The sequence below is a fragment of the Roseateles sp. GW821-FHT09B06 genome, assembly GCF_059418245.1.
Genome location: NZ_JBWKPM010000021.1, coordinates 1 through 20,240, shown reverse-complemented (window position 1 = coordinate 20,240; position 20,240 = coordinate 1). Strand labels below are relative to the sequence as shown.

The following is a 20,240-nucleotide window of genomic DNA, read 5'->3' as shown; positions in this document are numbered from 1 at the left end:
CCCGGCCCGATGTCATTCACCATGAAGGAGACAAGCATGACGACGAAACACGCTATCAAGCGCATCGCCCTGGCCAGCCTGGCCGCCTGCGGCATTGCCGCCACCGGTGCGGCCCAGGCCCAGATCTCCGGCGATGTGGTGAAGATCGGCATCATCACCGACATGTCCAGCCTGTACGCCGACATCGACGGCGCCGGCGGCGTCGAGGCGATCAAGCTGGCGATCGGCGACATGAAGGGCATGGTGGCGGGCAAGAAGATCGAGCTGATCTATGCCGACCATCAGAACAAGGCCGACGTGGCCGCCTCCAAGGCGCGCGAGTGGATCGACACCCAGGGCCTGGACCTGCTGATCGGCGGCACCAACTCCGGCGCCAATCTGGCCATGGCCAAGATCGCGGCCGAGAAGAAGAAACCCTTCATCTCGATCGGCGCCGCCTCCTCGCGCCTGACCAACGAGGACTGCACGCCCTACACCATCCACTACGCCTACGACACCGTGGCCCTGGCCAACGGCACCGGCAACGCGGTGGTCAAGAGCGGCGGCAAGAGCTGGTACTTCCTGACCGCCGACTACGCCTTCGGCGCCTCGCTGCAGAGCGACGCGACCGCCGTGGTGCAGAAGGCCGGCGGCACCGTGGTGGGCAGCGTCAAGCACCCGCTGTCGGCCAGCGACTTCAGCTCCTTCCTGCTGCAGGCCCAGGGCAGCAAGGCGCAGATCCTCGGCCTGGCGAATGCCGGCGGCGACACGATCAACTCGATCAAGGCGGCCAACGAGTTCGGCATCACCAAGAACATGAAGCTGGCCGGCCTGCTGATGTTCATCAACGACGTCCACTCGCTGGGCCTGAAGGCCACCCAAGGCATGTACCTGACCGACGGCTGGTACTGGAACCAGAGCGCCGAGTCGCGCGCCTGGAGCCGCCGCTTCTTCGAGAAGATGAAGCGCATGCCCTCGATGCTGCAGGCCGGCGACTACTCGGCCACCATGCATTACCTGAAGGCCGTCGAAGCGATCAAGACCGACGATGCCGACAAGGTGATCGCCAAGATGAAGGGCACCAAGGTCAACGACTTCTTCGCCAAGAACGGCGAGATCGGCCCCGACGGCCGGCATCGCTACGACATGTACCTGATGCAGGTCAAGACGCCGGCCGAGTCGACCGAGCCCTGGGACTACTACAAGGTGGCCCAGGTCATTCCGGCGAATGAGGCCTACACGAAGCTGTCGGACAGCAAGTGCCCGATGGTCAAGAAGTGACCTGAGCCCCTCGATCTGTTGAGCTGCTGAAGACATGACGGACTTTTTCGGGATACCGCTGCCGGCGCTGCTGGGGCAGCTGCTGCTGGGCCTGGTGAACGGCTCGTTCTACGCGATGCTGTCGCTGGGCCTGGCCGTGATCTTCGGCATGCTCAACATCATCAACTTCGCCCATGGCGCGCTGTACATGATGGGCGCCTTCCTGGCCTGGATGGGCCTGGAGTACCTGGGGCTGAACTACTGGGTCATGCTGCTCGTGGCGCCGCTGGTGGTCGGGGTGCTGGGCATCCTGATCGAGCGCCTGCTGCTGCAGTGGCTCTACAAGCTGGACCATCTCTACGGCCTCTTGCTGACCTTCGGCATCACGCTGGTCACCGAGGGCATCTTCCGCAGCTTCTACGGCGTCTCCGGTCAGCAGTACAGCGTGCCGGAGGCCCTGCAGGGCGCCACCAACCTCGGCTTCATGATCCTGCCGAACTACCGCGCCTGGGTGGTGGTGGCCTCGATCGTGGTCTGCCTGGCGGTCTGGGCCCTGATCGAGAAAACCTCGCTGGGCGCCACGCTGCGCGCCGGCACCGAGAACCCGAAGCTGGTACAGGCCTTCGGCATCAACGTGCCGCGCATGATCACGCTGACCTATGCCGGCGGCGTGGCGCTGGCAGCCTTTGCCGGCGTGCTGGCCGCGCCGATCCTGCAGGTCACGGCCCTGATGGGCAGCAACCTGATCATCGTGGTGTTCGCGGTGGTGGTGATCGGCGGCATGGGCTCGATCCTCGGCTCCATCGTCACGGGCCTGGGCCTGGGCATCATCGAGGGCCTGACCAAGGTGTTCTACCCCGAGGCCTCCAACACCGTGGTGTTCGTCGTGATGGCCATCGTGCTGCTGGTACGCCCGGCCGGCCTGTTCGGTAAAGAGAAATGAAGGGCAAAGCCCACCCCCTACCGGCTTCGCCGGCCCCCTCAAGGGGGCGCGCCCGCAGGACCGGCAAAGCCGGATCCTCGGGCGCCGCTAAGTTCGGCCGGTTTCCTGTGATCGCGGTGAAGTAGAACCATGCACAACAAAAAACCCCTGGTCGGCTACGGCCTGATGTTCGCTGGCATCGCGCTGCTGCCGCTGCTGGGCGCCTATCCGATCTTCGTGATGAAGGTGATGTGCTACGCGCTGTTCGCCTGCGCCTTCAACCTGCTGATCGGTTTCACCGGCCTCTTGAGCTTCGGCCATGCCGCCTTCCTGGGCGCGGCGGCCTATGGCGCCGGCCATGCGCTGAAGGTCTGGGGCCTGCCGGTGCCGCTGGGCCTGGCCTTCGGCACCGCGGCCGCGGCCGTCGCCGGCCTGGTGTTCGGCCTGCTGGCGATCCGCCGCTCGGGCATCTATTTCTCGATGATCACGCTGGCGCTGTCCCAGATGCTGTTCTTCTTCTTCCTGCAGGCCCAGTTCACCGGCGGCGAGGACGGGCTGCAGGCCGTGCCGCGCGGCACCCTGCTGGGCCTCGACCTCGGCAGCGACCTGGTGCTGTACTACGTGGTGCTGGCCATCTTCATCGGCGCCTTCTGGCTGATCTACCGCACCGTGCATTCGCCCTTCGGCCAGGTGCTGACCTCGATCCGCGAGAACGAGGCGCGCGCCACCTCGCTGGGCTACGACGTCGACCGCTTCAAGCTGGTGGCCTTCGTGCTGTCGGCCGCGCTGGCCGGCCTGGCCGGCGCCACCAAGACCCTGGTGCTGGGTTTCGCCACCCTGACCGACGCGGTCTGGACCACCTCGGGTCTGGTGATCCTGATGACCCTGGTCGGCGGCATGGGCACGATGGTGGGCCCGATCGTCGGCGCGCTGATCATCATCGCGCTGGAGAACAAGATCGGCGATCTGGGCAAGCTGCTGGCCGAGACCACCGGCGTGCAATGGTTCAACGGCCTGGGCGAATCGGTGTCGCTCGTGACCGGCCTGATCTTCATCCTCTGCGTGCTGGCCTTCCGCCGCGGCGTGGTCGGCGAGATCGGCGCGCTGCTTGAGCGGCGCCGCCGGGCCTGAGGGGCCGGCTCAGCCCGGGTACTGCTCCAGCGCCGCCGCCGAGATCAGCTCGGGGCGGTTCAGCCTGTCCATCCACCAGCGCAGCGCCGGCCCGTCGTCGGCGGTGCGCCAGGCCAGGTGGAAGCGCTGCGGCGGCCGCGCCTCCGCCAGCTGCTTCACGCGCAGCCGGCCGGCCTCGAGATGCGGCCGGGCCATGAACAGCGGCAGATGGCCGCAGCCCAGGCCCGCCAGCTGGGCCAGCAGCTTGGCCCACAGATCGGGCACGCTGATCGCCGGCTGGCCGGCGGCCACGTTGAGGCTGCGCGCCGGCAGACGGTGCGAACTGTCGGCCATGCTGACGACGCGATGCGGCTGGATCTGCTCCCAGGTCAGCGGCTCGCTCGCCTCGGCCAGCGGATGCTCGGGCGCCACGCAGAAGGCCACCTCCAGCTCGCCCAGCGGCCGCACCGACAGGCCCACGCCGGCCGGCGGCTCGCCCACCGCGCCGACGGCCAGGTCCGCGCGCCGCGTCACCAGCGCATCCCAGCAGCCGCCCAGCACCTCGCGGCCGAAGCGCAGCTCGGTGTCGGCATGCTCGGCCGCGAAGGCCTGGGCCTCGGGCAGCAGCAGCGCGAAGGGCACGGTCGCGTCCACCGCGATGCGCAGCACCGTCTCCCAGCCGCGCTCCATGCGCAGCGCGCGCGCCTCAAGCGCCTGGGCCGCGCGCAGCAGTTGGCGCCCCTCCTCCAGCAGCAGGCGCCCGGTGGCCGTCAGCACCGCGCGGTGGCCGCTGCGGTCGAACACCTTGACGCCCAGGTCCGACTCCAGCTTCAGCACCTGGTAGCTGAGCGCGGAACCGACGCGGTGCAGTTCCTCGGCGGCCGCCGCATAGCTGCCGCGGCGGTCGATGGCGTCGAGCACGGTGAGCACTTCGAGGCTGAGCTTCATTGGTCAGAAATTTTGATCAATTGATTGAAAAATGACCGCTGGCTTCATCGGGCCGGTCTCCTTAAAGTGCAATCACGCCAGAGGAAACGCCAACAAATACCCGCGAATCCGCCGGCCGCGAATCGTTCAAAACTTTGATTGATATTAGGAGAATTCCATGCCCAACGCCCATGCCCGTCCCGCCAAGTCCCTGCTGACCCCGACCGACCATGCCCTGGTGATGATCGATCACCAGTCGCAGATGGCCTTCGCGACCAAGTCCATCGACGCGGTCGTGCTGCGCAACAACGCCGGCCTCGTCGCCCAGGCCGCCGCCGGTTTCAAGGTGCCGACGATTCTGACGACGGTGGCCGAGAAGAGTTTCTCCGGCCCGATGTTCGACGAGATCAAGGCCGCCTTCCCCGGCCAGGCCGCGATCGACCGCACCTCGATGAACACCTGGGAGGACGAGAACGTCATCAAGGAGGTCAACCGCATCGGCAAGCCGCGCATCGTCTTCGCCGGCCTGTGGACCTCGGTCTGCATCGTCGGCCCGGTGCTGTCGGCGCTGGAGCAGGGCTTCGAGGCCTATGTGATCGCCGACGCCTCGGGCGACGTCTCCGAGGAGGCGCATCGGCATGCGATGGAGCGCATGGTCCAGGCCGGCGCGCGGCCGCTGACCGCGGTGCAATACCTGCTCGAGCTGCAGCGCGACTGGGCCCGCGGCGAGACCTATGAGTTGACCACCGGCATCGCCAAGAAGCTGGGCGGCGCCTACGGCCTGGGCATCACCTACGCCCAGACGATGTTCGGCGGCCACGAGGGCTGACCCCGACCCGCCAAATCCCGGAGCCGGCACCATGAAGGTCTATCTCTTGTCCCTCGGTGCCGGCCTGCTGGTCGGCGCCGGGCGGGTCCGGCCGAGCCGGGGCGTGCTGTCGAAGCCGCCGGCCGGCCCTGGCATCAGCCCGTCAGGCCGACGTAGACCTCCTGCACGTCGTCATGCGCGTCGATGGCGGCCAGGAAGGCCTCCACCTCGTCCAGCTCGGCCGCGCCCAGGCTGTCCACCGGGTTCTTGGGCCGGTAGCCCAGCTTGGCCGCGACGACGCTGAAGCCCTGCGCCGGCAGCGCCTTCACGACCACATCCAGATCGGCCGGATCCGTGATGAACAGGGTGCCGCCCTCTTCCTCCGAGGGCTCGAAGTCCTGCGCGCCGGCCTCGATCGCGGCCAGTTCGGGATCGGCGCCGGCCGCGGCATCGGCCATCGGCAGGCCCTCGATCAGGCCCACATGGTCGAAGTCCCAGGACACCGAGCCGGCCGCGCCGAGCTGGCCCTTGCGGAACAGCACGCGGATCTCGGAGACCGTGCGGTTGACGTTGTCGGTCAGGCATTCGACGATCACCGGCACCCGGTGCGGCGCGAAGCCCTCGTAGGTGACGCGCTCGAACTGCACCGCATCGCCCAGCAGGCCGGCGCCCTTCTTGATCGCGCGCTCCAGCGTCTCGCGCGGCATCGAGGCCTTCTTGGCCTGCTCCACCACCATGCGCAGGCGCGCGTTCATGTCCGGATCGGCGCCGTTGCGCGCGGCCTGCATGATCTCCTTGGACAGCTTGGTGAAGATGCGGCCCTTGGCATTGGCCGCCAGGTCCTTGTGTTTGGCTTTCCACTGTGCGCCCATGGCCGCTCCTTGGTAATGCGAGATCGCTCGGCGAGATCGCTCGTTGACCGGGCCGGGTTTATACACCGCGGCGGCGGGCCCAGCTGACACAATGCCGGAGTCATGAGCACCCACGCCCCGTCCCGCCTGTCCCTGTACCTCGACCTGATCCGCTGGAACCGCCCCGCCGGCTGGCTGCTGCTGCTGTGGCCGACGCTGTCGGCGCTGTGGATCGCCGCCGACGGCTGGCCGGGCTGGCATCTGCTGATCGTCTTCACGCTGGGCACCATCCTGATGCGCTCGGCCGGCTGCTGCGTCAACGACGTGGCCGACCGCGAGTTCGACCGCCATGTCAAGCGCACCGCGAACCGCCCGGTCACCAGCGGCGCGGTCTCGGTGCGGCAGGCCCTGCTGCTCGGCGCCATGCTGGCCCTGCTCGCCTTCGGCCTGGTGCTGACGACCAATGCGCCGACCATCGCGCTGTCCTTCGCGGCGCTGATCGTCGCGCTGCTCTATCCCTACGCCAAGCGCGTGCTGTCGATGCCGCAGGCGGTGCTGGGCGTGGCCTTTTCCTTCGGCATCCCGATGGCCTTCGGCGCGGCCCTGGGCGGCAACGACTGGAGCTGGCAGGCGCTGCGCGGCGCGGTGCCGCTGTCGGCCTGGGCGCTGCTGGTCTCCAACCTGTTCTGGGTGCTGGCCTACGACACCGAGTACGCGATGGTCGACCGCGACGACGACATCAAGATCGGCATCAAGACCTCGGCGCTGACGCTGGGCCGTTTCGACGTGATCGGCGTGATGGCCTTCTATGCCATCCATCTGCTGAGCTGGGCCGCGCTGGGCCTGCATCTGGGCCTGGGCAAGGTCTTCCTGCTGGGCATCGCGGCCGCCGCCGCCCAGGTCATCTGGCATTACACGCTCATCAAGGAGCGCGGCCGCGAGGGCTGCTTCAAGGCCTTCCGGCTGAACCACTGGGTGGGCTTCGCGGTCTTCGTCGGGACGGTGGCGGATCTGAGCTTGCGCGGCTAGGGCCGCGCCCGCGGCCTCTCAGGGCGCCCCGGCCAGCAGCGCCTTGCGCACCGCCCAGGCGATCGGCACGCCGAACAGCAGCATGTGCGACAGCAGGTCCAGCGCCGTGGCCAGCGGCTTGAAGCCGACCGGGAAGGGAAAGGCCGACAGCGGCAGCACCACCAGGCGCATCGCCAGGAAGACGAGGATGCCGAACAGGATGCCGCTGACATAAGGCGACGGCCGCAGCAGCACCGGCCGCCACCGGGCCGCCGTCAGAAAGAGGCCGGCCCATATCAGGGACAGCATGAAATGCAGCGCCAGGCCCCAGGCCGCCATCGGCGCGCCGCCGGCCAGGGCCGCCTTGCCGAACAGACCGCTGGCGACGATCTGCAGCAGCTGCAGGGGCCGCGTGCCGTTGTAGGCCGCGAAGGAGATCGCGAACAGGATGTCGAGCGCGCCGGCCACCAGGCCGCCCGCCAGCACCAGCAGGAGCGGACTCGGCATCGCGGCGCCCGTCATCGCCGCCTCAGCCCGCCAGCGCCCGGCTCAGCCGCGTCATCACCCCCGGCGCATGGGCCCCGTCCAGCCAGCGCAGCACGATCACCGCCTCCAGCGCCGGCTCGATCCACACATAGTGGCCGCCGGCGCCGACCATGAAGAAGCTCTGCGCCGAGGCGCCCGGGAAGCTCCTGCTATCGCGGTTCAGCCACACCAGCCGGCCATAGAAGGGCGCGATCGCGCAGGGCTCGTGCAGCTTCGCCACCCAGTCGCTCGGCAGGATCTGCCGGCCCGCGTGCGCCCCGCCGTCCAGCAGCAGCTGGCCGATGCGCGCTTGGTCGCGCGCGCCGATCGAGACGCCGGCGCCCCAATGCGTGCCGCCCGGCACCGACTGCACCCGGCCCGCACCCGGCAGCTCCAGCCAGGCGTCGTCATAGCCGCGCCAGGCGAAGTCCGCGCCGCCGCCCAGCGGTTTCAGGATTTCCGCCAGGAACACCTCGGGCAGCGGCCGGCCGAACAGGTGCAGCAGGGCCAGCGCGAGCTGGTTGATGCGCACGTCGTTGTATTCCCAGTAGCTGCCCGGTGCCTGCAGCGGCCGCGCGCCGCCCTTGGGTCCGCCGGCCGGACGCGGGTCGTTGGCCACCTTGCGCCAGCGGTCCACCTGGTCCGGCAGGCCGAAGCAGGAGCCCTCCCATTCGCTGGTCTGCTCCAGCAGCATGGCCCAGCTGATCGCCCGGTTGTGCTCGCTGTCGTCGAAACCGATGCCGGGCAGCTGCTCGGCCACCGGCCGCTGCTCGTCGGGCAGCAGGCCGTCGCGCTGCGCGATGCCGGCCAGCAGGGCCAGATAGGTCTTGGCCACGCTGAAGGTCAGGTCGGCCCGCGCCGGCTCGCCCCAGGCCGCGATCTCGCGGCCGCGCTGCCAGATCACGCCGCCCTGCGGGCCGCGGGCATGCACCGGACCGCGCAGGCGGTTGAAGGGCGGCGTGTCCTCGTGGTGCACGCCCCAGGCGGCCGGGTCGGCCGCCGGATCGCGCGGCCAGGGGCATTCATGGGCCCGGGCGAAGGCGATGGCCTCGGTCAGATCGGGAAGGGTCGGGCTGTTCATCGGGCCATTAGAGCGCCGCGGCCGCGGCGCCGCCATCCGGGCGTGCGCTCAGCGCATGCGGCAAACAGCCTAGGGAAAGGCCGATGGCGGGGCCGGGCGGCACTGCGCAGAATGCTGGCAGCACCCCTTGCCTGCCGCCGTCCGCCATGAAGTCCCTGCTCGCCACCCTCCCCCTTGCCGCCCTGCTGGCGCTGTGCGCCGGCTGCCAGAGCATGCAGCCCCCCTCGACGCAGGCCGGTCCCGTGGTGGCGCTCTATGCCAGCGCGGCGGAGGCCGGCGCCGCGGCGATGGGCCGCTTCGACACCGACCCGGTGCTGCTGGTCCAGGCCCGCAGCCTGAGCTTTTCGGAGCAATGCGCCGGCGCGGTACCGGCCGGCTCGCTGAGCAGCATCGGCCGCCGCGCCCGCTGCGTGCGCACGCCCGACGGCCAGCAGGCCTGGCTGCCGCTGGAGCCCGAGGCCCTGTCCAGCCTGCCCGGCCTGCCCGTCTCGCAGCTCGACAGCCGGGTATGAGCGCGGCCACGCCGTCGCAGCCCGAGGGCGGCTGCGACTGCCGCGCCATCCGCTACCGGCTGGAAAGCGCGCCGCTGTTCGTGCATTGCTGCCATTGCCGCTGGTGCCAGCGCGAGAGCGGCGCCTCCTTCGCGCTGAACGCGATGATCGAGAGCGATCGCCTCACCCTGCTGGCCGGCACGCCGGAGCTGGTGGACACGCCCTCCAACAGCGGCCGGGGCCAGCTGATCGCGCGCTGCCCGGTCTGCCGCATCGCGCTGTGGAGCCATTACGCCGGCGCCGGCCGCACCGTCAGCTTCGTGCGCGTCGGCACCCTGGACGACCCGGACCGGCTGCCGCCCGACATCCATATCTTCACCGCCTCCAAGCAGCCCTGGGTGCTGCTGCCGCCGGAGCAGCCGGCCGTGCCCGAGTACTACGACCGCAAGCGGTACTGGCCGGCCGAGAGCCTGGCGCGCCGTGCCGCGCTGCTGGCCCGGCAGCCGCGCTAACGGGGGCGGCGCCGCGCCCGGGCTATGGCCGGCTTCAGCGGCGCCGCGCCCGGCCGTGCCGCGGCGCATGCGCGGCCAGCGCCGGCGCGAACAGCTCCATCACGCGCAGCTGGGCGCCGTGGCGCGTGAACACCGAGTTGCGCGACCACAGCATCTGCGGCGATGGCGGCGCCCCCGTGGCTTCGGTCCATTGGCGCTGCATCTGGCGCCAGGTATGGCCGTGACGGGCCAGCCGGCGCGGCTGCAGCTCGCTGCGCGCCACGCGCCGGTCGGCATAGAGCAGATGCCCCAGCGGCTTGGCGCCCAGGCCCTTCAGCGCCTTCCAGGGGCCGGCCAGGCCCTGCCCATGCAGGGCCGAGCGGGCCCAGACCAGGGGCTGGCCGTCGACGCGCAGGATCACCTCGCGCACCACGGCGCAGCCGCGCCGCGGCAGGCCCAGCGCGCGGCGCTCCGCCGCCCGCAGCGGCGCCACCGCCTGGCGCAGGACCTGGACCTCGTAGCGCCGGCCCAGCGCCGCCAGCCGGCGGCTCAGCGAACCCGGCGCGCGCAGCCAGTCGCGCAGGCCGGCACGGCTTGCAATGCCCATCCGAGAGTCGGCGGCCCGTGAAGCGCGAACTCAGCGCCCGAACTCGGCGCCCAGCTCGCGCGCCCGCTGCTCGGCCGCATGGATGGCGCGCACGAAGGCCTCGCCCACGCCATCGGCCTGCAGGCTGCCGATCGCCGCATGGGTGGTGCCGCCCTTGGAGGTGACGCGCTCGCGCAGCAGCGTGGGCGACTCGCCGGACTGCAGGCCCAGGGCCGCGGCGCCGGCGCAGGTGGACAGGGCCAGCTGCCGGCCCTGCTCGGCCGTCAGGCCCAGTTCCTGGGCCGCCGCCATCATCGCCTCGACCACGAAGAAGAAATAGGCCGGCCCCGAGCCCGACAGCGCGGTCACCGCGTCGATCTGGCTTTCCCGTTCCACCCACAAGGTGGCGCCGGTGGGCCGCAGCACCTCGTCGACCAGCGCGCGGTCGGCCGCCGAGACGGCGGCGCGGGCGAACAGGCCCGCTATGCCCTGGCCGATCAGGGCCGGTGTGTTCGGCATCGCCCGCACCACCCGCTCGCTGCCGCTGGCCTGGGCCAGCGCGTCGGTCGGGATGCCGGCCATCACCGAGAGCTGCAGGGCCTGCCCGATCAGCCCGCGGCAGGGCGCGGCCGCCGCGGCAAAGAGCTGCGGCTTGACGGCCCAGACCACCAGCTGGACATCGGCCAGCGCGGCGGCATCGGGCGCGGCCTGCGCCGCCACGCCGAACTGCTGGGCCAGCTGCGCGCGCTGCGTCTCGTAGGGCTCGATCACGCGCAGCGAGGCGGGCGGCCGGCCGGCGCGCAGCAGGCCGCCGATGATGGCGCTGGCCATATTGCCGCCGCCGATGAATGCAATGGGGGAGCTCATGCCCCAAGTGTAGGGGCCGGGCGCGGCCATGCGCCCGGCGCCCGCCGCCAACGCGGCCGCTATGGTGCGCGCGGCGGCACTGTAATGCAGCACAGCGCGGTCCTTGTGTCTGGTCTCGCGCGCCGCCGCTGCCTAGGCTGGAGGCCTTGACAGGAGCAGCCCGCGATGACGCCATCTTTCCCCTCCTTTTCCCAGCGCCAGGACCAGCTCCACCAGGTCCTCGAGCTGCAGCCCGGCCAATGGCTGCGGCTGCGGCCCGGCATGGCGCTGCTGCAGCTGCGGACCGGACTGGTCGAGCTGAGCCTGCCGCGCCGCACATTGGGCGACACCGGCGCCCAGGCCGGCCTGCTGCTGCGGCCCGGCATGGTGTGGGTGGTCGAGCCGGCCGATGGCCCGGTGCACCTGCGGGCGCGGGGCCGCGCCGCATTGCTGCTGCGCGAGGCCGCGACGCCATTGCCGCGCTGGCCGCGTTGGCTGGGCCGGTTCGGCGGACTCGGACGGGCGCTCCATCCGAGGACGCGGGCCCGCTGAGCGGCCGTGGCGCTCCTGCGCGTCGTCGGCAAATTGTGTATGATGAACATCATGCGAAACGCAAAGACCAATGCCAGGGCCGCCGCCAAAGATGCCACGCACGAACGCATCGTGTCGGTGGCCGCCCGAGCTATCCGTCGAAGCGGCTACGACGGCACCGGCGTTGCGGACATCATGAAAGAGGCCGGCCTGACGCATGGCGCCTTCTATTCCCACTTCAGGTCGCGCGAAGCCATGCTGGCCGAAGCGGCGGGAAAGGCATGCGCGGAGTCCGCGGCCGCGGCCGCGGACGCCGTGGCCGGCGTGCCTCCCGGCATGGCGCTGACCGCCATGCTCGACGCCTATCTCTCCAGGGAGCATTTGGAGCATGCCGAAACAGGCTGTCCGCTGGCTGCCCTGGGTTCCGAAACCTCGCGCCAGGCGCCCGAAGTGCGGCGAGTGGCGACCCGGCACATCAAGGAAATGATCGACCTCGTCGCCCGCCAATCGCCGGACTGGGGACGGCCCAGCGCCCATGAACGGGCATTCGTGACCATCGCCACCATGGTCGGCGCCTTGCTGCTGGCTCGCGCGGTCGATGAGCCGGAACTGTCGGACGGCCTGCGCAAGGCCGCCCTCAAACACCTGACCCCAGCCGCTCACTGAACCCATCGGGGATGCGGCCCATTGGCTCGCCTTTACACATGACGATCATCATGCGAAATTCACTTTTCCAGGCCATGGCCCTGCTTGCCGCGCTCGCCGCCTCACCCGTGCGGGCCGACGAGGCCTCGCCCACGGGTCTGTGGAAGAACCTGGACGACGTCAGCGGCAAGCCGCGGGCTCTGATTCGCATCTCCGAATCGAACGGCACGCTGCAGGGCAGGATCGAGAAGGTCTTTCCTGCCCCCACCGAAGACCCGAACCCGAAGTGCGACAGGTGCGAAGGCGCGAACAAGAACGCGCCCGTCGTCGGCCTGGTGATCCTGAGCGGCCTGGTCAAGGAGGGTGACGAGTACGTGGGCGGCCAGATCCTCGACCCGGACAACGGCAAGGTCTACCGCAGCAGGCTGCGCCTGACCGACAGCGGCAAAAAGCTCAGCGTGCGCGGCTACATCGGCGTGCCGATGCTGGGCCGTTCGCAAACCTGGGTACGCCAGGAGTAAGGAGGCCCCATGAAAGCATTTGTTCTCGAGCGCTATGGGAAAAAGGTCGCGTTGCGGCCGACGGAAATGCCGATTCCGGAGCCGCGCGATGACGAGGTCCTGGTCGAGGTCCATGCCGCCGGCGTGAATCTGCTGGACGCCAAGATCAGGAACGGCGAGTTCAAGCTCATCCTGCCCTATCGCCTGCCCCTCGTCCTGGGTCACGACGTCGCGGGCGTCGTGACCCGGGTCGGGCCTCGTGCACGGCAGTTCAAGCCGGGTGACGAGGTCTATGCCCGGGTCGATGATTTCCGGATCGGCGCCTTCGCCGAATTCATCCCGGTCAGGGAGGCGTCGCTGGCTCTCAAGCCCCGGGGCCTCACGATGGAGGAAGCCGCTTCCATCCCCTTGGTCGGCTTGACGGCATGGCAGGCGCTCGTTGAGAGGGCCGCACTGAAGAAGGGGCAAAAGGTCTTTGTTCAGGCCGGCTCCGGCGGCGTGGGCACGTTCGCGATTCAGTTGGCCAAACAGTTGGGCGCCACGGTCGCCACGACGACGAGCACGACCAATGCCAGGCTCGTGAAGAGCCTGGGGGCGGACCTCGTCATCGACTACAGGACGCAGGACTTCGAGGATGTCTTGCGCGACTACGACGTCGTGCTGAACAGCCAGGATGGCAAGACGCTCGAGAAGTCGCTTCGGGTGCTCAAGACCGGCGGGAAGCTGATCTCCATCTCCGGGCCGCCCGATCCCGAATTCGGCCAGGCAATCGCGGCAGCCGGCTTCGTGAAACTGGTCATGCGGCTGCTGAGCTCGGGGATCAGGCGCAAGGCGCGAGGCCGAGGCATCGGCTACTCCTTCCTCTTCATGAAGGCGAACGGGCCCCAACTGCTGGAGATCACCCGCCTCATCGAAGGAGGAGCGATCCGCCCCGTCATCGACAAGGTCTTCCCGTTCGAATCCACCAACGAGGCCCTGGCCTATGTCGAAACCGGCCGCGCGAAGGGCAAGGTCGTCGTCAAGGTCAGGTGAGCCCGGTTCAGACTCATTCCTGGAGATGCCGATGCAACTTGAGAACGCTGTTGTCCTTGTCACCGGCGCCAATCGCGGCATCGGCTTGGCCTTCACCCGCGAATTGCTCGCCCGCGGCGCCCGCAAGGTCTATGCGGGCGCGCGCGACCCTGCAAGCATCAGCCTGCCCGGCGCCCGGCCGCTGCGACTCGACGTCACCAATCTCGACGAGGTGAGGGCCGCCGCAGCGCTGGCATCGGATGCGACGCTGGTGATCAACAACGTTTTCGAACCTCTCTCGGCTGCCTCGATTCAGCTCGCCAATCGCGCCGTCATGGTGCCCATGACAGGCAGCCGCGCCGTCGATGCCAATACGCCCAACGCGCTGATGGCCGAGTATTACGGCCAGCGCGCCTCGGCGGGCCTGATCGTCGTCGAGGGCACCTCGCCATCGCCCAACGGCCTGGGCTACCCGCGCATTCCCGGACTCTTCACCCCGGCAATGGCGGCCTGAATGCTGCGCGGGCGCCGGCGATCGGACCAGCGTGCTGCACCACGGCCGGACAGGCCTATCGCGAAGGTAGAAACACATGAATGCATCGCCGACATTGAAGCTCAGCTGGAAGGACGTTCCGACCCGGACAATCACCGCAGGCGGCGTGGAGTTCGCCTACCGGGAACTCGGGGCGGACCGGCCCGGCACGCCGGTCGTGTTTCTCATCCACCTGGCCGCCGTTCTGGACAACTGGGACCCTCGGGTCGTCGACGGCTTCGCGACGCAGCATCGCGTGGTCACCTTCGACAATCGGGGCGTCGGCGCCTCCAGCGGCGCCCCGGCGACGTCGATGGAGGACATGGCCAAGGATGCCATCGCCTTCATCGAGGCCATGGGACTTGGCCGGGTCGACCTGTTCGGGTTTTCGATGGGCGGGATGATTGCGCAGGAGATCGTGCTGATGCGGCCGCAGCTCGTGCGCAAGATGATCATCACGGGAACGGGTCCCGCGGGTGGCGAAGGCATCGGCAAGGTGGCCCGGGTCACCTACCTGGACATGCTCCGGGGCTTGCTCACCGGCCAGGATCCAAAGCAGTTCCTGTTCTTCACCAGGACGCCTGCCGGAATCCGCGCGGGGCAGGAGTTTCTGCTGCGCATCAAGGAACGCTCCGTAGGCCGCGACAGGAAGATCACCGTGGCCGCGCTGCAGGCCCAGTTGAAAGCGCTGCGCCGGTGGGGCGAGCAAAGCCCCGCGGACCTGTCGGGAGTTCAGCACCCCGTCCTTGTCGCCAACGGCGACAGCGATCGCATGGTCCCGAGCGCTAACACCTACGAACTGGCGCGGCGCCTGCCGAACAGCGAACTCATCATCTATCCCGATGCCGGACATGGCGCGGTGTTCCAGTTCCATGCCGACTTCGTGCCCAGGGCGCTTGCGTTCCTGTCGCGCGAAACGGATTGATCCCGTCGTCGAGGGCCATGCAATGGCGCAACGGGCCGGCGGCATCGCCCCCTGCAGGGCCCGCGAGGCCCGATCGGTGGCAAGCCTGCTGCGGCCATCGCTGCGGCCATGGGTTACGCTGCGCCCTCGCCTTTTCATCATCATCGTCATCATCTTTCGCGCCGCCCTCCGCCCATGAAGCCTGCCGCCCCGTCCCGCCGCCTGACCCTGCTCGCGCTGCTCGCCGGCGCCGCCCTGCTGCCCCAGGCGGCCCGCGCCCGCGAGGACTGGCCGACCAAGCCCATCCGCATCGTCGTGCCCTATGCGCCGGGCGGCACCAGCGATGCCGTGGCGCGCCTGCTGGGCGAGCGCCTGCACGCGGCCCTGGGCCAGCCGGTGGTGGTGGAAAACAAGCCCGGCGCCAGCGGCACCAGCGGCATGGACCTGATGGCCAAGGCCGCGCCGGACGGCCACACGCTGGCCTTCGCCGCGATCAGCCCGCTGACCCTGAACCCGCATCTGCAGCCGCGCATGCCCTACGACGCGCTGAAGGATGTGGCGCCGGTGGCCCAGGTGATGTATTCGCCGGTCTACCTGATCGCCACCCAGGCCTTCCGCGGCAAGAGCTTCGCCGACGCGATCGCCCAGGCGAAGGCCAGGCCCGGCCAGCTGAACATGGCCAGCTCGGGCATGGGCAGCATCGGCCACATCATGCTGGAGCAGATCGGCCGCAAGGCCGGCGTCCAGTTCAACCACATCCCCTACAAGGGCGGCGGCCAGGTCACCAACGATGCCCTGGGCGGCCAGTTCGAGCTCTTCACCGCCAATCCGGCGCCGGCGCTGAACGCGCAGATCGCGAGCGGCAAGCTGCGCGTGCTGGCCGTGGCGGCGCCGCAGCGCCTGGCCACCATGCCCGAGCTGCCCACCCTGGCCGAGCTGGGCCATCCGGACGCCAATCTCAGTTCGGTGTTCGGCCTGTTCGCGCCGGCACGCACGCCGCGCGAGCTGCAGCTGAAGATCAATGCCGAGCTGAACAAGCTGCTGGCCGCCAAGGACCTGCAGGAGCGCCTGGTGGCGCTCGACAATGTGCTGAGCACCGGCAGCGTCGACAGCTTCGCGGCGCGCGTGCGCCAGGAGCACGAGGCCAATGCGAAGGTGGTGCGCGAGGCGGGCATCAAGCCCGACTGAGCAGCGCCAGCCGGATCGCCAGCGCCGCGAGCACCAGGGCCAGCGCGCGCGACTGCCAGCGCGCGGCGCGCGTCCCGGCCGCCGTCAGCCGCTTGAATGCGCCGCCCAGCGCGCCCAGGCCCGCGTGAAAGAGCATGCTGATCAGGGTCAGCAGCACGCCCAGCGCGATCAGCTGGCGCGCCACCGGCCCGCGGCTGGCGTCGACGAACTGCGGCAGGAACACCATGAAGAACAGCAGGGCCTTGGGATTCAGCAGGCTGTTCAGCATCGAGCGCAGCGCCACCGCCCGCAGCGAACGCTGCGGGCCGCGCCCCAGGCCCGCCAGGACGCCGGGGTTGCGCCAGGCCTGCCACGCCATCCACAGCAGGTAGCACACGCCGGCCCAGCGGATCAGGTCGAAGGCCGGCGGCCATTGCGCCACCAGCGCCGTGATGCCCAGCGCCGTCAGGGCCGTCAGCAGCAGATCGGCCACCCCGATGCCCAGCGCGGCCGCGACGCCGCCGCGCCAGCCGTAGCTCAGGCCATGGGCGATCACGAAGGCCATGTTCGGCCCCGGGGACATCAGCAGCAGCAGCACGGCCAGGGCAAACAGCGCCAGGGTGGCGGGCTCGACGATCGGCATCATGCCCCGGCCTCCGGCATGTCGCCGCGGTGCACCAGGTGCAGCTTGTTGCCGTCCGGGTCGCGCAGATAGGCACCGTAATAGCCCTCGCCATAGCGCGGGCGCGGCCCCGGCGCCCCCTCGTCGCGGCCGCCCGCCGCCAGGCCGGCCGCATGAGCGGCATCCACCGCGGCGGGTGACGCGGCGGCGAAAGCCGTCATGCAGCCATTGCCGGCGCTGGCCGGACGGCCGTCGAAGGGCCGATAGACATAGAAGCGCGGCAGCCCCCGGCCCGGTGCGATCCAGCAGGCCGCCGGCGGCCCGCCGTCGGGCTGCACCGCGCGCCGCGCCAGCCCGAGCGGCGCGAGCAGGGCGTCGTAGAAGGCCGCGGCCCGGGCGAGATCGCGGCAGCCGACCGTGATGTGACTGAACATCGCTGACTGGACTCCTGTTCACCAAAGGCTTCAGCGTAGCCGGGGCGTCTGATACAAACAAATAATTGTTCTAGATACAGCCACCATGCCCAGCCCCCGCTACCAGCACCTCGTCGACGAGTTCAGCCGTCGCATCCGCAGCGGCGAGTTGCGCCCCGGCGCGCAGCTGCCCACGGTGCGCGCGCTGATGCGGCAGCAGGGCATGGCCCTGGCCACCGCGGCGCGGGTCTACCGCGCGCTGGAGGCGGTGGGGCTGGTGGTCGGCGAGGCGGGCCGCGGCACCTTTGTGCGCGACACCTCGCTGCCGCGCAGCCACGGCCCGCTGGCGCAGCAGCCCAGCGGCGGCGGACTGGTCGACCTCAGCTTCAACTATCCCGCCCTGCCCGGCCAGGCCGAGCTGCTGCGCGAGGGCCTGCGCGAGCTGGCCGCCTCCGGCGATCTGGACGCGCTGCTGCACTCGGCGCCGCAGGGCGGCCGGCCGCACGAGCGCCAGACGGCGGCGCAGCATCTGCGCAACCGCGGCATCCGGGTCGGCGCCGCGCAGGTGCTGATCGTCAACGGCGCCCAGCAGGGCCTGGCGCTGGCGACGCTGGCCCTGCTGAAGCCCGGCGATGCGCTGGCCGTCGACGCGCTGACCTATCCGGGCATCAAGGCGCTGGCCGAAGCGCACCGCATCGAGCTGTGCGCGCTGCCGCAGCGCGAGGGCCACACCGACCTGGACGCGCTGGCGGCCCTGTGCCGGCGCCGCCCGCTGCGCGCCATCTACAGCATGCCCACCCTGCACAACCCGCTGGGCAGCGTGATGAGCGCCGCGGACCGCGCCCGGCTGGTGGCGCTGGCCGAGCGGCACGATCTGCTCATCATCGAGGACGGCGCCTATGCCTTCCTGGCCGAACCCGCCGCACCCGGGCCGCTGTTCACGCTGGCACCGCAGCGCACGGTCTATGTCTCGGGCCTGTCCAAGAGCGTGGCCTCGGGGCTGCGGGTCGGCTTTGTCGCGGCGCCGCCGGCCCTGGTGCCGGCGCTGGAGCAGGCGCAGCGGGCCTCCACCTGGAACACGCCCTCGCTGGCCGTGGCGCTGGCCTGCCGCTGGATCGAAGCGGGCACGGTCGATGCGCTGGAAGAGGCCAAGCGCCGCGACGCGCGGCGGCGCCAGACCCTGGCGCGCCGGGTGCTGCAAGGCTGCAGCGTGATGGCCCATCCCCGCGCCTACTACCTCTGGCTCGCCCTGCCCGAAGGCCTGCGCGCGGACAGCGTGGCGGCCGCGCTGCGGCGCGAAGGCCTGCTGCTGAGCACCGCCGAGCCCTTCGCGGCCACCGCCCATGTACCGCAGGCCCTGCGCGTGGCGCTGGGTTCGGTGCCGCTGGCGACCCTGGAACGGGCGCTGGGCCGGGTGCGGGCCGCCGCGAGCCTTTGAAGATCGGACGCCGGGCTCGCCCGCACCGCCCGGGTGCATCTCGCACCCCGCCGGGCAGGGTCGCCAAAAAAAAGCCCCGGGCCGCGAGGCCTGGGGCTGAATCCATCGCGGGGATGGAGGAGACAAACGAATTACCTGTCTATTCGCAGGCTCCGTGCCAGGTCTTGCCAGGTTCGCGCGATATCCGCACAGACCTGAAATGCCCGGTCGGCCGGTGCCAGGAGGTTCAGTAGCTGATGCTGTAGCGCTGGCCCTTGAAGGAGAGCACCGCGTTCTTCAGCTGGATCTGCTCCAGCACCAGATTCGGCGCGACCTGGTCGCCCTCGCGGAACAGCTGGCCATTGATGATCAGCATGCGGTTGGCCGGCGTCTCGGAATACATGGCGCCGCTGGTCACCACGGCGGGCAGTTCGCGCCGCAGCGCCTCGGGCAGCTCCTTGAGGCCGGGCGCGGGGCGGTTCGATGGGGCGGCAGCGGGCGGCGCCTTGGCAGGCGTCGCCGTCGGCGGGGCCGGCTCCGGCCGCGCCAGCGGCTGCGGTGGCGGGCCCGGCTGCAGGCGCTTCAGTGCGGGCTCGGCGTCGGCCGGCGCGGCCGGTGATGGCGATGGCGACTGCGCCGGCAGGATCTGGGGCGGCGCGGCCGGCGGCGGTACGGGCTGTGCGGCCGCGCGCTCGGCTGTGCGCTCGGCCACGGGCTCGGCCGCGGGCTGCGGCCACCATTGCGCCGCCAGGGCGCCGAGCGCCAGCAGCGCCACCGCGCCCGCCGCCCCGACCAGCCAGCGGCGCGGGCGCGGCGCCGCGCCCTCGTCGTCGGCACGGTCGGCGGGTCCGGAATTGCTGTGCAGGGTGGGCACCTTGCCGCGCTCGCGCTCGGATTCGGCGCGCCGCAGGGCATCGAGGATGTAGGACATGGCTGGCGGCTCGCCCTAGTTCGCCGCCAGGGTGGCGGCTGCCGGCAGGCGGGGCTCGTCGACGCCCGCCGCGCGGTTGAGTTGCATCAGCGTGATGGGCCCCGGCAGGCCATCGCTCTTGAGGCCCTGCGAGCGCTGGAAGGCCGCCACCCGCGCCTGCAGCGCGGCGTCGAGGCCCGGCGCGCCCGGCTGGGGCGCCACGCCGAAGGCCTTGGCCAGCTGCGCGTCCAGCCAGTCGAGGGCCGGCCCCGGCGTGATGCGCGGGGCCTGGTAGCCCGGCGGCACGCGCCACAGCGTCGCGAACTCGCCGCGCCACTGCTGGCCCAGGGCCAGCAGGCCGACCGTCTGCGTGCGGCTGCCCGCACGCACGGTGGCCTCCTGCCCGCCCAGGCTCAGCAGGGTGACATAGGAGGGCGTGCCCGAGCCGTCGTGCAGGGTCAGGATGGCGGGCCGGTCCAGCAGGCGCAGCAGCACCATGCCGTCGTCGCTGCGGAAGCATTGCACCCCGGCCTGCTGGCGCCTCAGGGCCTGGCAGGGTTCGTCGCCCTCGCCTTCGGGCAGCTCGACGCGCCAGGCCGCGGCCAGCTCCTGCCAGGCGTCGCGCTCCCGGGGCAGGGCCAGGGCGACGGCCGCGGCGGGGTCGACCGGCGCCGGTTCGGCCACGGCGCTGGCGGCCAAGGGC

The 20,240-nt window shown here is 70.6% G+C and carries 25 protein-coding genes; 15 read left to right on the top strand and 10 right to left on the bottom strand.

Annotation, left to right across the window (positions count from 1 at the left end):
• Window positions 1-36 precede the first annotated feature (36 nt).
• The 3 genes from AC07OQ_RS17210 (at window position 37) to AC07OQ_RS17200 (ending at window position 3,292) form a co-directional block, all read left to right on the top strand.
• A complete protein-coding gene (locus AC07OQ_RS17210; RefSeq protein ID WP_495054356.1) occupies window positions 37-1,260 on the top strand; it encodes an ABC transporter substrate-binding protein in 1,224 nt (407 codons plus the stop codon).
• A 34-nt stretch (window positions 1,261-1,294) separates the two neighbouring features.
• Entirely contained in the window at window positions 1,295-2,182 is an 888-nt protein-coding gene (locus AC07OQ_RS17205) for a branched-chain amino acid ABC transporter permease (RefSeq protein ID WP_495054355.1), read from the top strand.
• A gap of 129 nt (window positions 2,183-2,311) precedes the next feature.
• Window positions 2,312-3,292 carry a branched-chain amino acid ABC transporter permease gene (locus AC07OQ_RS17200; protein ID WP_495054354.1) on the top strand — a complete coding sequence of 327 codons (981 nt, stop codon included), beginning with the start codon at window positions 2,312-2,314 and terminating at the stop codon, window positions 3,290-3,292.
• A 9-nt stretch (window positions 3,293-3,301) separates the two neighbouring features.
• Here AC07OQ_RS17200 and AC07OQ_RS17195 read toward each other — a convergent pair whose 3' ends face one another.
• Entirely contained in the window at window positions 3,302-4,219 is a 918-nt protein-coding gene (locus tag AC07OQ_RS17195) for a LysR substrate-binding domain-containing protein (protein WP_495054353.1), read from the bottom strand.
• A gap of 157 nt (window positions 4,220-4,376) precedes the next feature.
• On the opposite strand from AC07OQ_RS17195, the gene AC07OQ_RS17190 reads away from it, so the two are divergent.
• Window positions 4,377-5,027, top strand: coding sequence for a hydrolase (locus tag AC07OQ_RS17190; RefSeq protein WP_495054352.1), 651 nt, complete (start codon window positions 4,377-4,379; stop codon window positions 5,025-5,027).
• Window positions 5,028-5,161: 134 nt separating this feature from the next.
• On the opposite strand, the gene AC07OQ_RS17185 is transcribed toward AC07OQ_RS17190, so the two are convergent.
• On the bottom strand, window positions 5,162-5,878 hold the full coding sequence (locus AC07OQ_RS17185) for a YebC/PmpR family DNA-binding transcriptional regulator (RefSeq protein WP_495054351.1): 717 nt from the start codon (window positions 5,876-5,878) through the stop codon (window positions 5,162-5,164).
• Between the two features lie 102 nt (window positions 5,879-5,980).
• On the opposite strand from AC07OQ_RS17185, the gene ubiA reads away from it, so the two are divergent.
• Complete coding sequence (gene ubiA, locus AC07OQ_RS17180) at window positions 5,981-6,886, top strand: 4-hydroxybenzoate octaprenyltransferase (RefSeq protein ID WP_495054350.1); 906 nt, start codon at window positions 5,981-5,983, stop codon at window positions 6,884-6,886.
• 18 nt (window positions 6,887-6,904) lie between these two features.
• Here ubiA and AC07OQ_RS17175 read toward each other — a convergent pair whose 3' ends face one another.
• Both AC07OQ_RS17175 and AC07OQ_RS17170 read right to left on the bottom strand, forming a co-directional pair.
• Entirely contained in the window at window positions 6,905-7,372 is a 468-nt protein-coding gene (locus AC07OQ_RS17175; protein ID WP_495054349.1) for a hypothetical protein, read from the bottom strand.
• A gap of 22 nt (window positions 7,373-7,394) precedes the next feature.
• Entirely contained in the window at window positions 7,395-8,471 is a 1,077-nt protein-coding gene (locus AC07OQ_RS17170) for a serine hydrolase domain-containing protein (RefSeq protein ID WP_495054348.1), read from the bottom strand.
• 146 nt (window positions 8,472-8,617) lie between these two features.
• Between AC07OQ_RS17170 and AC07OQ_RS17165 the strand changes: the two genes are divergently transcribed.
• Both AC07OQ_RS17165 and AC07OQ_RS17160 read left to right on the top strand, forming a co-directional pair.
• A complete protein-coding gene (locus tag AC07OQ_RS17165; RefSeq protein WP_495054347.1) occupies window positions 8,618-8,983 on the top strand; it encodes a hypothetical protein in 366 nt (121 codons plus the stop codon).
• Entirely contained in the window at window positions 8,980-9,474 is a 495-nt protein-coding gene (locus tag AC07OQ_RS17160) for a GFA family protein (protein WP_495054346.1), read from the top strand. Before AC07OQ_RS17165 ends, AC07OQ_RS17160 begins: the two co-directional genes overlap by 4 nt.
• Window positions 9,475-9,508: 34 nt before the next feature.
• Here the strand turns inward: AC07OQ_RS17160 and AC07OQ_RS17155 are convergent, their stop codons facing one another.
• Entirely contained in the window at window positions 9,509-10,060 is a 552-nt protein-coding gene (locus AC07OQ_RS17155) for a chorismate--pyruvate lyase family protein (RefSeq protein WP_495054345.1), read from the bottom strand.
• Between the two features lie 30 nt (window positions 10,061-10,090).
• Window positions 10,091-10,906, bottom strand: coding sequence for a pyrroline-5-carboxylate reductase (proC, locus tag AC07OQ_RS17150; RefSeq protein WP_495054344.1), 816 nt, complete (start codon window positions 10,904-10,906; stop codon window positions 10,091-10,093).
• Window positions 10,907-11,071: 165 nt separating this feature from the next.
• Between proC and AC07OQ_RS17145 the strand changes: the two genes are divergently transcribed.
• From AC07OQ_RS17145 to AC07OQ_RS17115, 7 genes are all read left to right on the top strand, one after another.
• The gene (locus tag AC07OQ_RS17145; RefSeq protein WP_495054343.1) at window positions 11,072-11,437 is read left to right on the top strand and encodes a hypothetical protein; all 366 of its coding nucleotides are present in this window, start codon (window positions 11,072-11,074) and stop codon (window positions 11,435-11,437) included.
• Window positions 11,438-11,476: 39 nt separating this feature from the next.
• Complete coding sequence (locus AC07OQ_RS17140) at window positions 11,477-12,082, top strand: TetR/AcrR family transcriptional regulator (protein ID WP_495054342.1); 606 nt, start codon at window positions 11,477-11,479, stop codon at window positions 12,080-12,082.
• 50 nt (window positions 12,083-12,132) lie between these two features.
• Window positions 12,133-12,582: a DUF2147 domain-containing protein gene (locus tag AC07OQ_RS17135; RefSeq protein WP_495054341.1), complete on the top strand. Its 450-nt coding sequence runs from the start codon at window positions 12,133-12,135 to the stop codon at window positions 12,580-12,582.
• A 9-nt stretch (window positions 12,583-12,591) separates the two neighbouring features.
• Window positions 12,592-13,593: an NADP-dependent oxidoreductase gene (locus tag AC07OQ_RS17130; protein WP_495054340.1), complete on the top strand. Its 1,002-nt coding sequence runs from the start codon at window positions 12,592-12,594 to the stop codon at window positions 13,591-13,593.
• Window positions 13,594-13,624: 31 nt separating this feature from the next.
• The gene (locus AC07OQ_RS17125) at window positions 13,625-14,086 is read left to right on the top strand and encodes an SDR family NAD(P)-dependent oxidoreductase (RefSeq protein WP_495054339.1); all 462 of its coding nucleotides are present in this window, start codon (window positions 13,625-13,627) and stop codon (window positions 14,084-14,086) included.
• Window positions 14,087-14,162: 76 nt separating this feature from the next.
• Window positions 14,163-15,029, top strand: a complete 867-nt coding sequence (locus AC07OQ_RS17120; protein WP_495054338.1) for an alpha/beta fold hydrolase — start codon at window positions 14,163-14,165, stop codon at window positions 15,027-15,029.
• Window positions 15,030-15,203: 174 nt separating this feature from the next.
• The gene (locus tag AC07OQ_RS17115; protein ID WP_495054337.1) at window positions 15,204-16,196 is read left to right on the top strand and encodes a Bug family tripartite tricarboxylate transporter substrate binding protein; all 993 of its coding nucleotides are present in this window, start codon (window positions 15,204-15,206) and stop codon (window positions 16,194-16,196) included.
• Here AC07OQ_RS17115 and AC07OQ_RS17110 read toward each other — a convergent pair.
• Both AC07OQ_RS17110 and AC07OQ_RS17105 read right to left on the bottom strand, forming a co-directional pair.
• On the bottom strand, window positions 16,183-16,812 hold the full coding sequence (locus AC07OQ_RS17110; RefSeq protein WP_495054425.1) for a LysE family translocator: 630 nt from the start codon (window positions 16,810-16,812) through the stop codon (window positions 16,183-16,185). The two genes, AC07OQ_RS17115 and AC07OQ_RS17110, sit on opposite strands and share 14 nt — an antisense overlap.
• Before the next feature lie 5 nt (window positions 16,813-16,817).
• Entirely contained in the window at window positions 16,818-17,231 is a 414-nt protein-coding gene (locus AC07OQ_RS17105; protein ID WP_495054336.1) for a VOC family protein, read from the bottom strand.
• Window positions 17,232-17,316: 85 nt separating this feature from the next.
• Here AC07OQ_RS17105 and AC07OQ_RS17100 point away from each other — a divergent pair, with 85 nt between their 5' ends.
• Complete coding sequence (locus tag AC07OQ_RS17100) at window positions 17,317-18,648, top strand: aminotransferase-like domain-containing protein (protein ID WP_495054335.1); 1,332 nt, start codon at window positions 17,317-17,319, stop codon at window positions 18,646-18,648.
• A gap of 226 nt (window positions 18,649-18,874) precedes the next feature.
• On the opposite strand, the gene AC07OQ_RS17095 is transcribed toward AC07OQ_RS17100, so the two are convergent.
• Window positions 18,875-19,558, bottom strand: coding sequence for a general secretion pathway protein GspB (locus AC07OQ_RS17095; RefSeq protein ID WP_495054334.1), 684 nt, complete (start codon window positions 19,556-19,558; stop codon window positions 18,875-18,877).
• A 15-nt stretch (window positions 19,559-19,573) separates the two neighbouring features.
• Window positions 19,574-20,240 (bottom strand): peptidoglycan-binding protein (locus AC07OQ_RS17090; protein ID WP_495054333.1); only part of this gene is annotated, 667 nt, incomplete at its 5' end.